This window comes from Pseudoflavitalea sp. G-6-1-2, assembly GCF_012927185.1.
GTDB lineage: Bacteria > Bacteroidota > Bacteroidia > Chitinophagales > Chitinophagaceae > Pseudobacter.
Genome location: NZ_JABBGB010000001.1, coordinates 1082800 through 1096451, shown reverse-complemented (window position 1 = coordinate 1096451; position 13652 = coordinate 1082800). Strand labels below are relative to the sequence as shown.

The 13652-nt window shown below is 47.1% G+C and carries 12 protein-coding genes; 5 read left to right on the top strand and 7 right to left on the bottom strand.

Going from position 1 to position 13652, the window contains the following annotated elements:
* Positions 1–33 precede the first annotated feature (33 nt).
* From infB to HHL16_RS04610, 3 genes are all read right to left on the bottom strand, one after another.
* Positions 34–3183, bottom strand: coding sequence for a translation initiation factor IF-2 (gene infB / locus HHL16_RS04620; protein WP_169423963.1), 3150 nt, complete (start codon positions 3181–3183; stop codon positions 34–36).
* A gap of 92 nt (positions 3184–3275) precedes the next feature.
* Complete coding sequence (gene nusA / locus HHL16_RS04615; protein WP_169423962.1) at positions 3276–4523, bottom strand: transcription termination factor NusA; 1248 nt, start codon at positions 4521–4523, stop codon at positions 3276–3278.
* A 107-nt stretch (positions 4524–4630) separates the two neighbouring features.
* Positions 4631–5131, bottom strand: coding sequence for a ribosome maturation factor (locus HHL16_RS04610; protein WP_169423961.1), 501 nt, complete (start codon positions 5129–5131; stop codon positions 4631–4633).
* Between the two features lie 207 nt (positions 5132–5338).
* On the opposite strand from HHL16_RS04610, the gene HHL16_RS04605 reads away from it, so the two are divergent.
* Genes HHL16_RS04605 through HHL16_RS04595 form a run of 3 tightly spaced genes read left to right on the top strand, consistent with a single transcriptional unit; the run spans position 5339 to position 6405 of the window.
* Positions 5339–5722, top strand: coding sequence for a hypothetical protein (locus HHL16_RS04605; protein ID WP_169423960.1), 384 nt, complete (start codon positions 5339–5341; stop codon positions 5720–5722).
* A gap of 29 nt (positions 5723–5751) precedes the next feature.
* Positions 5752–6087 carry a hypothetical protein gene (locus HHL16_RS04600; protein ID WP_169423959.1) on the top strand — a complete coding sequence of 112 codons (336 nt, stop codon included), beginning with the start codon at positions 5752–5754 and terminating at the stop codon, positions 6085–6087.
* Positions 6088–6144: 57 nt separating this feature from the next.
* Positions 6145–6405, top strand: a complete 261-nt coding sequence (locus HHL16_RS04595; protein WP_169423958.1) for a DUF4834 family protein — start codon at positions 6145–6147, stop codon at positions 6403–6405.
* A 7-nt stretch (positions 6406–6412) separates the two neighbouring features.
* Here the strand turns inward: HHL16_RS04595 and HHL16_RS04590 are convergent, their stop codons facing one another.
* Entirely contained in the window at positions 6413–7033 is a 621-nt protein-coding gene (locus HHL16_RS04590) for an HAD family phosphatase (RefSeq protein ID WP_169423957.1), read from the bottom strand.
* A 174-nt stretch (positions 7034–7207) separates the two neighbouring features.
* Here HHL16_RS04590 and HHL16_RS04585 point away from each other — a divergent pair, with 174 nt between their 5' ends.
* On the top strand, positions 7208–7651 hold the full coding sequence (locus HHL16_RS04585; protein ID WP_169423956.1) for a hypothetical protein: 444 nt from the start codon (positions 7208–7210) through the stop codon (positions 7649–7651).
* 140 nt (positions 7652–7791) lie between these two features.
* Positions 7792–8232, top strand: coding sequence for an aspartyl protease family protein (locus HHL16_RS04580; RefSeq protein ID WP_169423955.1), 441 nt, complete (start codon positions 7792–7794; stop codon positions 8230–8232).
* Between the two features lie 58 nt (positions 8233–8290).
* On the opposite strand, the gene bglX is transcribed toward HHL16_RS04580, so the two are convergent.
* From bglX to HHL16_RS04565, 3 genes are read right to left on the bottom strand one after another with little or no spacing between them, the layout of a single operon-like run.
* Positions 8291–10546, bottom strand: coding sequence for a beta-glucosidase BglX (gene bglX / locus HHL16_RS04575; protein ID WP_169423954.1), 2256 nt, complete (start codon positions 10544–10546; stop codon positions 8291–8293).
* Between the two features lie 22 nt (positions 10547–10568).
* On the bottom strand, positions 10569–11936 hold the full coding sequence (locus tag HHL16_RS04570) for a glucoamylase family protein (protein WP_169423953.1): 1368 nt from the start codon (positions 11934–11936) through the stop codon (positions 10569–10571).
* 20 nt (positions 11937–11956) lie between these two features.
* Positions 11957–13624 carry a glucoamylase family protein gene (locus HHL16_RS04565; RefSeq protein ID WP_169423952.1) on the bottom strand — a complete coding sequence of 556 codons (1668 nt, stop codon included), beginning with the start codon at positions 13622–13624 and terminating at the stop codon, positions 11957–11959.
* Between the last annotated feature and the right edge of the window lie 28 nt (positions 13625–13652).

The window sequence follows — 13652 nt, the reverse complement described above, 5'->3', positions numbered from 1 at the left end:
TTTGCCTTGTGCCTTGCCTGGAATGGCTTTTAATTATAATGTTCTTTTTACTTCTTCTTCTTCAAAAGCTTCTACGATATCGCCTACGCGGATATCATCGAAGTTCTTGATGGTAAGGCCGCACTCCATGCCCTGAGACACATCTTTCACGTCGTCTTTGTATCGTTTCAGAGACTGCAGTTCGCCGCTCTTACCTTCACCTTTCGGATATTCCACGATACCGTCGCGGATGATGCGGATCTTGGAGTTACGCGCAATTTTTCCGTCGAGTACGTAGCAACCTGCAACGGTAGCTTTGTCGAACTTGAATACGTTGCGCACTTCCACGTTGGCCACGATCTTCTCCTGGATCTTCGGCTCCAGCATACCTTCCATCGCGCTCTTGATTTCTTCGATTGCGTTGTAGATGATAGAGTAGAGCTTTATTTCCACACCTTCGGACTCGGCTACTTTCGCAGCAGATGGAGCAGGGCGAACGTTGAAACCAATCACGATGGCATCCGATGCAGTTGCCAGCAGCACATCGCTCTCGGTGATGGCACCTACTGCTTTGTGTACCACGCTCACCACAATCTCTTCGGTGCTCAATTTCTGGAGTGAATCGCTGAGGGCTTCCACAGATCCGTCCACGTCGCCTTTGATGATGAGGTTAAGCTGCTTGAAGTTGCCCAGTGCCAGACGGCGACCGATCTCATCGAGCGTGATATGTTTCTTGGTTCTGAGGCCTTGTTCACGCAGGATCTGCGCGCGGCGGTTAGCCACGTCTTTGGCTTCAGACTCGTCAGTGTATACTTTGAATTTCTCACCGGCCTGTGGTGCACCATTCAATCCGAGGATCAGCACTGGTGTTGAAGGCGGAGCAACGTCGGAACGTTTGTTTCTTTCGTTGAACATCGCTTTGGCACGTCCGTAGAACTGACCGCTCACCACCAGGTCGCCCTGATTGAGGGTACCATTCTGTACCAGTACGGTGGTTACGTAACCGCGGCCCTTGTCGAGCGTTGCCTCGATGATGGTACCTGTAGCTTCCCTGTCTGGATTGGCTTTGAGGTTGAGCAGGTCGGCTTCGAGCAGGATCTTTTCCAGGAGCAGGTCTACATTGAGACCTTTCTTGGCACTGAGTTCCTGGCTCTGGAATTTACCGCCCCAGTCTTCAACCAACAGGTTCATCTGAGCGAGTTGTTCGTATATCTTTTGCGGATTGGCTCCGTCTTTATCGATTTTGTTGATGGCGAAGATCATCGGAACGTTTGCAGCCTGTGCGTGGCTGATAGCCTCTTTTGTCTGAGGCATCACTGCATCGTCAGCGGCTACAACGATCACTGCGATATCGGTTACTTTGGCACCACGGGCACGCATGGCCGTAAACGCTTCGTGACCTGGAGTATCGAGGAAGGTGATCTTTCTGCCATTCGCTACAGTTACCTCATAAGCTCCGATGTGCTGGGTGATACCACCTGCCTCACCGGCTACTACGTTGGCATTGCGGATATAATCGAGCAACGATGTTTTACCGTGGTCAACGTGACCCATGATGGTAACGATCGGAGCGCGTGGTTGCAGATCTTCTTCGTTGTCGGCTTCTTCTTCTTCTTCCATGGCCATTTGTTTTTCCATGTCGATAAACTCAACATCGAATCCAAATTCGTTGGCCACGAGTTCGATTACTTCTGCATCGAGACGCTGGTTGATACTTACCATCAGACCGAGGCTCATACATTTCGAGATCACATCTGCGAAACTTACATCCATCAGGTTGGCGAGTTCGCTTACGCTGATGAATTCCGTTACCTGCAGTTTGCTATCCTGCATATCGCCATCACCCATGTTGTCGGCTATACCCTGACGTTTTTCACGACGGTATTTTGCCTTCAGGCTCTTACCGCGGCCACTTGTGCCGGCGAGTTTAGCCTGAGTTTCACGGATCTTATTCTGAATTTCTTTTTCGTTGATCTCTTTAGGCTCGCGCTGGATGGTTCTTCCTCCGCCGTGACGCTGACCGCCCTGATTGCCATGGCCGCCGCGTTGTCCACCGCGATTGAATCCACCCTGCTGACCGCCACCTTGCTGATGACCGCCGCCCTGGCGCTGCTGCTGACCTTCGGGTTTCTTGAAAAGGTGAGCCGCCTTCTGCTGAGGCGTTTGCTGGTCTCTCTTTTCAATGGGAATACGCTTGCGTTTGCGTTTTTCTTCGCCCTGTTGTTGCTGCTGCTGCTGTTGTTGTTGCTGTTGCTGCTGTGCCTGGTTCGACTTGTTCCTGTCGTTTCCAACCGGTAATTCTATCTTGCCCAGGATCTTTGGACCTTCCAATTTTGTTGCCTTAATATTTTCAATAACCGGTCCGGCTTCCTCTTCAGGAGCAGACACAGATTCTTTGGGTTCTTCAACAATTTCAGGTACCGGTTTAACTTCTTCCTTTTCCTTCGGTTTCTCTTCTGCTTTGGGCTTTTCTTCAGCCACAACCGGTGGTGTTACTGGTTCTGCCGGAACTTCGGCAGGTTTCTCAGCTGGCTTCTCTTCCACTTTCTTCACTTCTGCTTTCGGCTCTTCTGCTACTACAGGTGCAGGTTCAGCGGCTTTCTCTTCTTTTTCTTTCACCACTTCAGGCTGAACAGCAGGCTCTTCTTTTTTCTTGAGAGCCGGCTTCTTGGGTCTGGTAGAAGAATCTATGGCGGAGAGATCTATCTTATCATAAACTTTAGGGCCTTCGATTTTGGGCGCTGCTTCTTCTTTCTCTTTCTCCTTTTCTTTCACCACTTCAGGCTCCGGCTCAGGCTGAACGGGAGTTGGAGCAACTTCTTCCTGTTTGGGTTGAACTTCTTCCACTACCACAGGAGCAGTTTCCACCGCAGGTGCAACTGGCTGAACAGGCTCTTCTTTTTTCGGCTCATCGCCCGCCTCTTTCTTTCCTTCCTTTTTGAATAAGGTAGCTTCTTCTTCCTTCTTTTTCTTGGCCTCAAGGCTTCCTTTAGGCAGATCGATCTGGTCGCTTTTAAGCTTCGCCACCTTATCGCTCTGGAACTCCTGCTGCAAAGCACGATACATATCCTCCGTCAGTTTCGACGTGGGTTTGAGATCGTCTTTGCTAAATCCCTTGCCTACCAGATAATCAACCAGGGTTTCTTTCCCTACGTTGAATTCCTTGGCTGCGGCCATTAATCTGGGTGTTGTTAATTCTGCCATTCGTTATTGTAAGACAATTTTTTAGTTTGTTAGCTGTCTCTGAGCCAGAAAAATCAGCTGTTGCACCTCTACCGTTTCATGCTCACAGTGTTTTATTCTTTCTCAAATTCTTCTTTCAGGATCTTTCTAACAGAGTCGATCGTTTCTTTTTCGAGGTCTGTTCTTCTTTCGAGTTCTTCCGGAGTAAGATCGAGCACGCTGCGGGCGGTATCGCAACCGATACGTTTGAACTCATCGATGATCCATGTTTCGATCTCATCGCTGAATTCTTCGAGGTCGATATCGAACTCTTGCGGTTCGCCTTCAGTGTCGCGGTAAACGTCGATGCTAAATCCGGTCAATTCCTGCGCCAGCTTAATGTTTACACCTTTCTTACCGATGGCCAGTGATACCTGGTCTGGTTTGAGGAAAACATTCGCCTGTTTTGTGTCGTTGTTCAGGTCCATGCTGGTGATCCTTGCAGGGGTCAGGGAACGTTGGATCAGCAGGTTGATGTTATTGGTCCAGTTGATTACGTCGATGTTCTCGTTCTTCAGTTCACGTACGATTCCATGGATACGGCTGCCTTTCATACCTACGCAGGCGCCTACAGGATCGATACGGTCGTCATAGGATTCAACAGCTACTTTCGCTCTTTCACCGGGTTCACGAACGATCTTTTTGATTACGATCAGGCCGTCAAAAATCTCGGGAACCTCAATTTCCAGCAATTTAGCAAGAAATGAGGGGGAAGTGCGGGAAAGTATGATTACCGGCGAATTATTTTTTAATTCTACCTTTTTCACTACGGCACGGATATTCTCACCTTTCTTGAAATAATCCTGTGGAATCTGCTCTGACTTGGGGAGAATCAATTCGTTACCTTCTTCGTCGAGGAGCAGGATCTCCTTTTTCCAAACCTGATAAACCTCTGCGCTGATGATCTCACCTACGCGGTCGCCATATTTTTTAACCAGTACGTTCTTTTTCAGGTCGCTGATGCGGCTGGCGAGGGTTTGTTTGGCTGCGAGGATAGCGCGGCGGCCGAAATCAAGGATGTTCACTTCTTCGTAGAGTTCTTCCCCTACTTCAAAGTCGGGCTCGATCTTAACAGCATCACTGTAACCGATCTCTGCGAGCGGGTCAGCTACTGCACCGTCTTCCACAATCATACGGCGGCGGAAAATTTCAAGGTCACCTTTTTCAGCGTTCACGATCACGTCGAAGTTCTCATCACTGCCGTATTTCTTACGGAGCAGGGTTTTGAACACATCCTCCACTACTTTCATCATCGTGGGACGATCAATATTTTCAGCTTCCTTGAACTCCTGGAAAGCTTCAATCAGGTTGATACTTGCCATATACTACAATTTATAAATCCGGTTTCCGGAATTAAATGCCACCCGATGCGCCAGCAAGCCGAAAAAGGTTCCGGCTCTTTGGGGCCTCTATACTGTGGCCTGTTTTTTTAGAATGTTATTTGAATTTTTGTTGATTTTACTGTGTTCAGCGGTAATTCACGCATTACCAGTTCCACCTGTTTGGCGGTAGGGCGATGTTTCTGGGATATTGGTGCTTTGGATTTGATCTCTTCTACTGTGATTGCGTCTTCTTTCACTTCGGCAAGCTTTCCTTCGAGTTTCGTTCCATCGAGCAGGTTCACTTCTACCAGCCTTCCGATGTTTTTCCTGTACTGCCTGGGCAGTTTGAGGGGTTCATCGAGGCCCGGCGACGATACTTCCAGCGAAAAATCGTCATTGGGGAACAGCCCCGAACCTTCTACCAGCTTGAACAGCGCGCGGTTGATAACGATGCATTTCTCAATGGTGATGCCATCATCTCCGTCTAAATAAATTTTCACATTATTGGTGGGCTTTATTCTGGTCTCAACCAGAAACACCGCCGGATCTTCGGCGATAATTTCACTCACCAACTTCTCAATTGCCTGAATTTGTGTTTCCGTACTCATATAATCCGTTACTGCAGGGAAATAAAGAAGGGAACGGACCCCGTTCCCTTCTACTTCATCTTTTGCCGAGGCAAAGGTAAGGTAAATAGGGTATTACTTCCAAAAAACTGGTCAAATGCCAAAATTTTCTGGCATTAAATTATATGGATAGATTTTAAAATCGGTTTCAGGCAATAGTTACTAACTTTAAAATAAATCCATTGCATTATGAATCAACCGGATAATCTGGGAGACTTCTTCAGGGAAAATAAAGAACTGCTGAAAGTGTATGTGGAAACAAAGTCGGAGATTTTCCGGCTGCAGGCCATCCGGATCTTTTCCAAATCGATGGGACTGCTCGCCTGGATGGTCATTGCCGCCTTCCTCGCCTTTCTCATTCTCATCTTTGCCGGTCTGGTTCTGGGCTTCTGGCTCTCCGATCTCACACAAAGTTACGTAAAGGGATTCGGCATCACCACAGGAATTCTCGTACTCTTTTTCGTAGCGCTGGCGGTTTTCAGAGAAAAACTGTTTGTGAATCCTATCATCAAAAATATTATCGTCCGCGCCCGTGAAGAAGTGCGCATGCGCGATCGGGACGACGAAGAATAATCATCCATCCTCATTTCAAATCATAGCATATGGCCAGATCGAACGGCAGCATTCAAACCCTTTACGACCTGGAGAAAGAAATTTTCAAGCTTCAGCTTAAAGCCAAGGACATAGAACTGAAACTGGACGACAGCTTCGATCATCTTCATGATAATTTCTACAAAATGGGCTGGAACTCAGTGTTCAGCTTCCGCAGAAGAAAAAGAAGGGAAGAGCAGGAAGGAAGCTTCTCCACCGGATTTGTGCAGGGATTGCTGGGAACCGAAAGCATTCAATTGCTCCTCGAAAAATTTCTTCCCATCATCTCGGCAAAGATCTCCGCAGGCCTTGAAAAGCTGATGGAGCGCTGGTTCGGGAAGAAATAGCCACTGCTTTTGCAGTGCATTAACAGTTTTTTGCACCCTGCTTAGTATCTTTACAACATGAGTTGGTCAGTAATTCTCTGGATAATAATCGGCTATCTGGCATTCAGGTTCATCTTCAGGTTCCTGTTGCCTCTCTTTGTGGTGTCCAGAAAAATGAAACAACAGGTGAAAGAATTCCACAATGCCATGAACACTGCGCAGCAACAGCAACAGGCTGCTCAGCAACAATACAACACCAATCAGTCTGCAGCGTCTTCTTCACAGCAAAAACCTCAGGGGAAAGCCGGAGAGTATATCGATTTCGAAGAAGTGAAATAATGATCGCTCAACTGAGATTCCAGTTTATATCGAGAATGGTTTTTCCGGGTTCGAGGTGAATGCCGTGCAGCCCAGCTTTGCGCGCACCTTCGATATTCACCAGCGCATCGTCGATGAACACTGTTTCTCCTGCATTGAGTTGTGCATCTTTCAAAATGTACTCATATGCGGCAACATCAGGTTTGCGCATGCGGATGAGATGCGAGTACCATGCTTTGGTGAATTCATCATCGAGCGAAGCCCCATTGAATGTATCCGAAAATGTTTTGGAGAATGCCGTAAGATGGATAGCGTTGGTATTACTGAAAAGATATATGCGATAGCGCTCTTTCAGCTGTTGCAATAATTCAAAACGCTCTTTAGGGAAATCGAGCAGCATGGCGTTCCATGCTTCCACCACAGATTCACGGCTCTTGCCACCTGTAAGCTTTTGCAGGTCTGACACAAATTCATCATCATTGATTGTCCCCACTTCATATGCTTTCAGAAAAGATTCTGCGCGGCCGAGACCAAAGAGGTTCTTGAATTCGGGAGCTCCGAGGTGCTCAAATGCTGCGGTGGTTTTGGGAATATCGAGATTCAGCAGCACACCGCCGAGATCAAAGATGATGTTTTTGATAGGTTGCATCTGTCAAATTTACAAAATGCAAAGGAATTAGGGTTGTTGTGAAATGATGAAGAAACATTGATAGTACCGGTGAGGTATATTCGAAAATATATTTTGATGCTGACTAGTACAAAAAACACCGGCTGCTGTTTTATTAGTGTTAACCTTATTCATTCATTTTTAAAACTCTATTCAATGGGTTTAGTTTATGCAAACATCGAGCTGGTTAATGCATGGCAACAGGAAGCTGCCAAAAAGCATTTGATAGACAAGGACGAAGTCAGACGTATGCACACAACAGTGCTGGTCGATTCCGGAGCTACGGAAATGGCCATTAATGAAGTAATTCAGGAAATAATGCAATTCCCTGTGGCCGACAAAAGAAGAATCAGGCTTGCTGATGAGTCTATTATCACCTGTGATGTTGTCAACTGCGTAGAGATCAGATTTGAAAACAGAATCTGCATGACACAGGCCGTCGTATTGCCCGACGATACAGAACCTTTATTGGGTGCTATTCCTATGGAGGCAATGGATGTGATCATTCATCCTAAAAGGCAGGAGCTGATTATTCACCCTGAACACCCAGAAGGCGCAGTCTCCCAACTCAGATCTATTTTCCCTTACCGGGGAGAGTAACCGGCCAATTAAGGATAGCATAAACTAAAAATCAGGTGCCCAAAAGGCAACTGACTTCAGTTAAAAGGTATCCGGGAATAGGATTGGAGTATACCTTTTTATTAATGTTAACCTTATTCATTTACTAAAAAGTCTATTCAATGGGTTTAATTTATGCGGAGATCGAGTTAATTAATGGCCTCGAATCAGGCCTTGCGCGAAAAAGTCAGTTTTGTATTGACGAAGTCAAAAAAATCAGGGTAAGCATGCTGGTAGATTCCGGGGCATATTATCTGACAATCAATGAAAACATTCAGGAGGTGCTTCAGCTACCTGTAGTCAGACAAAAAAGAGTTCAATTAGCTGATGGCAGATTCGAAGTGTATGATGTAGTAGCTCCTGTGGAACTCTGGTTCGAAAACCGTGACACTGTTTGTGAAGCTATTGTTTTACCGGGTGACAATGAACCTTTATTGGGAGCCATCCCTATGGAAGCCCTCGATGTAATTATCGACCCAAAAAGACAGCAAATGGTTGTTCATCCAGATCACCCCGATGGGCCTATCCTGAAATTGAAATCAGCTGTCCGGACGAATAGCTGACTCTCTTAAAACAATTAGTATCCGTGAAGGCGTCGGATACTAGATTTATGCATTACGTTTACTTCAACTCAAACTCAACTTCTTTTACCTCCTTCGAGTTTCCCCCAATCATTAGCTTGAATTTCCCCGGCTCTGCCGCATACTTCAGCTCATTGTTATAGAATTTCAGGTCCTCCACAGAAATACTAAAGCTTACTTCCTTCGTCTCACCTTTCTTCAGCATCAGTTTTTTGAAAGCCTTCAATTCTTTCACCGGCCTCGTTACTGTTCCCACCAGATCTCTGATGTACAACTGAACTGTTTCCTCTCCATCATAACTCCCATTGTTGGTAACTGAAACAGATACCTGTATTTTATCTTTTGCCGTGATCGTTTTTTTGTCGAGCGAAATTTCTCCATAGGTGAAACTTGTATAGCTCAGTCCATACCCAAAAGGATAGAGTGGCGTGTTAGGGATATCGAGATACTTCGAGGTGTATTTCTGATTCTCATCAAACGGCCTTCCTGTATTTTTTGCGTTGTAGTAAACCGGTATCTGTCCTGTGTTCCGCGGGAAGCTCATACTCAGCTTCCCCGAAGGGTTTGCTTTTCCGAACAGCACATCCGCAATGGCCGGCCCTGCCTGCGTTCCTCCAAACCATGTTTCGAGAATTGCATCACAGTTATCATTTTCCCACTGAAGCGTGAGTGGTCTGCCATTCATCAGCACCAGCACAATTGGTTTTCCGGTAGCCTTCAGTGCACGAAGCAGTGTCTGCTGATTTTCCGGAAGGCCGATCATGCTCCGGCTGGCAGCTTCGCCACTCATGCCAAAGGCTTCTCCCAATACTGCTACAATAATTTCTGATTGCTGTGCTGTTTGTACTGCTTCGGCGATCATTTGCTCCGGTGATGCAGCTTCAGCCTGAATCTGGCCATCATGATCATTCAGCCGCTTGCGAAGCGCAGGATCATCTATCAGATTGCATCCTTTTGCGTAAAGAAATTTATGGCCGTTTTGTTGTTCAAGCGCAGACCAGATGCTCACTGCTTTTTTGTAATCGCCGGCACCGCTCCAGCTTCCGATCAGATTGCGCCGATCTTTCACCAACGGACCAATGAAAGCAATTTTTTTTGTGGCATCGAGCGGAAGTGTCTGCGACTGATTCTTCAGCAGCACCATGCTTTTGATGGCCGCCTCTTTGCTCAACGCAATTTTATCGGTGTTCATGATGGCCGATTTGTTCCGCTCTTCGCTGATGTAACGGTAAGGATCTTCAAACAATCCGAGTTTGTATTTAGCTTCGAGTATTCTCCTGCATGCTTTATCTATCTGCGCGATGGATACTTTGCCTTCCTTCACGAGAGACGCACCATGTTTGATAAATACTTCACCCACCATATCCATATCCACCCCTGCATTGAGAGAAAGTTCTCCTACTTTCTTTTCGTCGCCCATGCCATGTGCGATCATTTCGTTGATGGCTGTGTAGTCGGTAACTATCAGCCCATGGAAGCCCCATTGTTTTTGAAGCAGCTCTGTCAGCAGCCATTTATTGGCAGTTGCCGGAATGCCTTCGATCTCATTGAAGCTGGTCATTATGGTGGCAACGCCTGCATCTACTGCAGCTTTGTATGGAGGAAGATATTCGTTGTACATGCGGATGCGGCTCATGTCTACTGTGTTGTAATCCCTTCCTGCTTCGGATGCGCCGTACAATGCAAAATGTTTTACGCAGGCGAGGATGGTATTGTTCTTCCGGAGATCATCTCCCTGATAGCCTTGCACCATGGCTTTTGCGATCTGTGATCCGAGATACGGATCTTCACCGGATCCTTCGCTCACGCGCCCCCAGCGCGGATCCCGCGCGATGTCTACCATCGGAGAGAATGTCCAGTTGAGGCCATCGGCACTGGCTTCATCTGCTGCAGCGATGGCAGTACGTTTGATGAGATCCATGTCCCAGCCTGCTGATAAGCCAAGTGGTACCGGAAAAATTGTGCGATGCCCATGCACTACATCATATCCGAAGAGCAGTGGAATTTTAAGCCTGGTTTCTTTAATGGCCAGGTCCTGCAACTTGCGAACTGCTACAGGAGTGAAGGTGTTGAACACTCCTCCTACCAATCCTTTCTTTATTTTTTCTTCCACATCCTCACTTAAAATCGGACCGGTAACATCAAATCCAACCGAAGGCAGATTGAGTTGTCCGAGTTTTTCTTCGAGCGTCATGCGCTGCATCAGCTTTGTGATAAACTGATCCATTGTTGGCTGTTGCGCGCTTGCATTAATGGCAATCAACACCATACAGCTCAATAATATTCTTCTGATCATGTGACTCAGTATTTGGGATGAGTTATTTCTTTTCTTTAAGGTAAGGACTTTCAAAGTCCAGTCTAAGTAATCCGGTTTGAATTTCCGGGCAACTCATGAATAATTTCCAGATCAATCCGCTCCGGTAGTTTTCGATCATTACAACAATCGGACCCTGGTCGATGGCCAGATGCGATTCCGCCACCCAGTTCTGCGTTTCGTTGAAAGCATCGGCAAAGCCATACTGGGTCCAGATCTTAGCGCCGGGTTTGTAATAAAAATGCCGCAGCGCCTGCATCGATTCTTTAGGTGAATAAGGGAAAGAAGACAGCGCTGCTGTTGGAGAAATAGTTCCATTATCGTTTTCCGGCGAATGTGCGTTGTAGCCATTGTAGGTATCACTGGCTGTAAGCCCCCAGCAGTCTGCACTGTAGCCTTTGAACTTATTCGGATTCTGAATGCAGTGTTGCCGGTTGATCTGCACGTGGCGCGTATTCTGTATCCAGTAATCTGCATAGCGGTCTTTCAGTCCGTGCGGATCGAGGCCGAGAAAAGAATAATGTGTGAAGAAAAGCGGACCTCCATAATCGAAGCCCAGCGGCAGCTCGAATCCATAGAACGATTTGCCGTTTCTGAAAAACCAGCTGTTAACCCATCCCTGATGATATACTTCGGGTTTGATTGCATACCGGGGAGAAGAAGCCGCCATCACGTAGGTGATGAGGCATTCATTCCATCCGTGGATTTCGTGATTCATTGCCCACCCGTTGTTAGGACTCCAGTGCCAGTAGAGCACATTTCTTCCGCCCTGCGTGTACCAATCCCATTCCGCTTCACTCCATAACCAGTTGATGGTATTGCGAAGCTGCGATTCTTCTGCGGTTTCTTTGTTGAAGTACTGTCTCGCGCAAAGCAATCCCTGAAAAAGGAAGGATGATTCCACCAGATCTCCGCCATCATCTTTTCTGCTGAAAGGAATTGTTTTGCCTGTTGATCCATTCAGCCAGTGTGGGAAAATGCCATGATAGTGATCGGACTTGCTGAGAAACCGCACCATCTTCAACAGTCGGTGCAATGCTGAATCGCGCGAAATCCATTTCCTTTCTGCTGCCACCAGTATAGCCATTATGCCGAATCCTGTTCCGCCTGTGGTTACCACTTCGGCACCGTAGTCGTATGCGATATTGCTTCGCTCGCGCGCGAGGCCCGATACAGGATGTCCAAAATCCCAGAAGTACCGGAAGGTTTGTTGTTGCACAAGGTCGAGCAACTGATCGTCTGTGAGATTGGGAATGATGGCGGTGCTGACCGTATCAACAGTTGTTTTTTTATTCGATCGTTTCTGCGCATCCGCTGAAAGGCAACAGCCCATCAGCAATGCCAGCATCATTATGCCTGATTGTAGTTTCATGTTTCCAAATTTTTAAGCGCTTAAATGCCGGGGCCGTGAAATCCCAGTTTCTGCAAGCCTGCTTTCACTTCAGGGCAACTCATGAACAGATCCCAGATCAGTTTGCTACGGTGGTTCTCGATCATCACAATTATTGGTCCCTGATCGATGGCAATGAAACTATCTGCAAACCATCCTGCATTCAATGAGAAGGCATCTGCAAAACCATACTCTTTGAAAAGTTTATCGCCCAGCACGTAATAGAAAAATTTCAACGCTGCCATCGATTCATCCGGCGTGTAAGGAAAAGAAGAAAGCGCAGCCGTAGGAGCAATCACTCCCAGATCATTCGTTGGAGAAGATGCTGCATAACCATCAGGAATATCACTGGCTGTAAAGCCCCAGCACTGAGCAGAGTAACCGAAATATTTATTGGGATTTGCCACTGCATGTTTGTAATTGATCAGCGAATGATTGGTTACCTGTTGCTGATAATTACCCCACGCATCAGATAATCCGTTCGGATTGAGGCCGAGGAAAGAATAATGCGAAAAGAAAAGCGGACCGCCCATCGCTGGTCCCAGTGGAAGTAGAAGATCGTAGTAAGATGCATTGTTGCAGATATTTCCGTTATCCGCCCATCCCTGAGTATACACTTCTTTTGGAATTGAATGAGCAGGTGAAGCCGCCGCCAGCACATAAGTAATGAGGCATTCATTCCATCCGCGAACGCGCAGATTCATATCCCAGTTGAATTCGTTGCTGTAATGCCAGTAGAGTACATTTTCATTGTTGCGCGTAAACCAGTCCCATTGCACATCCTGCCAGAGTTGGTTGATATTCGCGCGCAGCGCGGTTTCTACGGCATCTGCTCCATTGAAATATTGCCGGGCTGTCAGCAACCCCTGCATCAGAAACGCAGTTTCCACAACATCTGCTCCATTGTCTTTTGCACTGAACGGCACGATTGCTCCGGTTGCTCCATTGATCCAATGCGAGAAGGCACCTTTTATTCTTTGTGCATTCTGAAGAAAGCCGGTGATTTTTGCCACGCGTGCCAATGCCGCTTCGCGCGTGATGAATTTCCTGTGCGTACCAACGATGATGGCCATGATGCCAAAGCCTGTTCCTCCCGTGGTAACAATATCTCCCGATGTATTTCTATCTCTCGCCATGCCGCTCACCGGATGTGCGAAGTCCCAGAAATACCTGAAAGTTTGTTGCTGCACTCTGGTAAGCAGGTCATCGTCGCTGATACGCGGAAATTTGTCAGAAGAATCCAATGATGTGACTAATTGCAATTGTACCGGTGATTTCAGTTTCCCTCCATCACCGGTTTTAAGTGTGCCGGCTACGTCGATTGTATAGCGGGTAAAGAATTTCAGCGGCTCTGCTGCACGGATCACGAGCATGCTATCATCGAGTTCGTAACTTAATTGTGCAGTTACTGCATTGCCCTGCTTTTCTTTCAACGCTACAGAAGCATTCACTGTAGACCTATCGAGCCTCGCCGGAAGTTTGAACCTGATCACGGGCTGGCGCTTCACATCGTAATAAATGGTTTGTGCAGGGATGTTGTCGATGGTCCAGTAAGAAAAGCTGAAATCGGCAGGAGCAGGTTTTGGTCCCGGTCCGGAATCAGCGCCTGAGCTGCTTTTGCCGCAAGCAGCAAAACAGCTCACTGATATCAAGAATGTGATTGCCTTCATAACAAAACATACAGGGGTTTCATCCCCA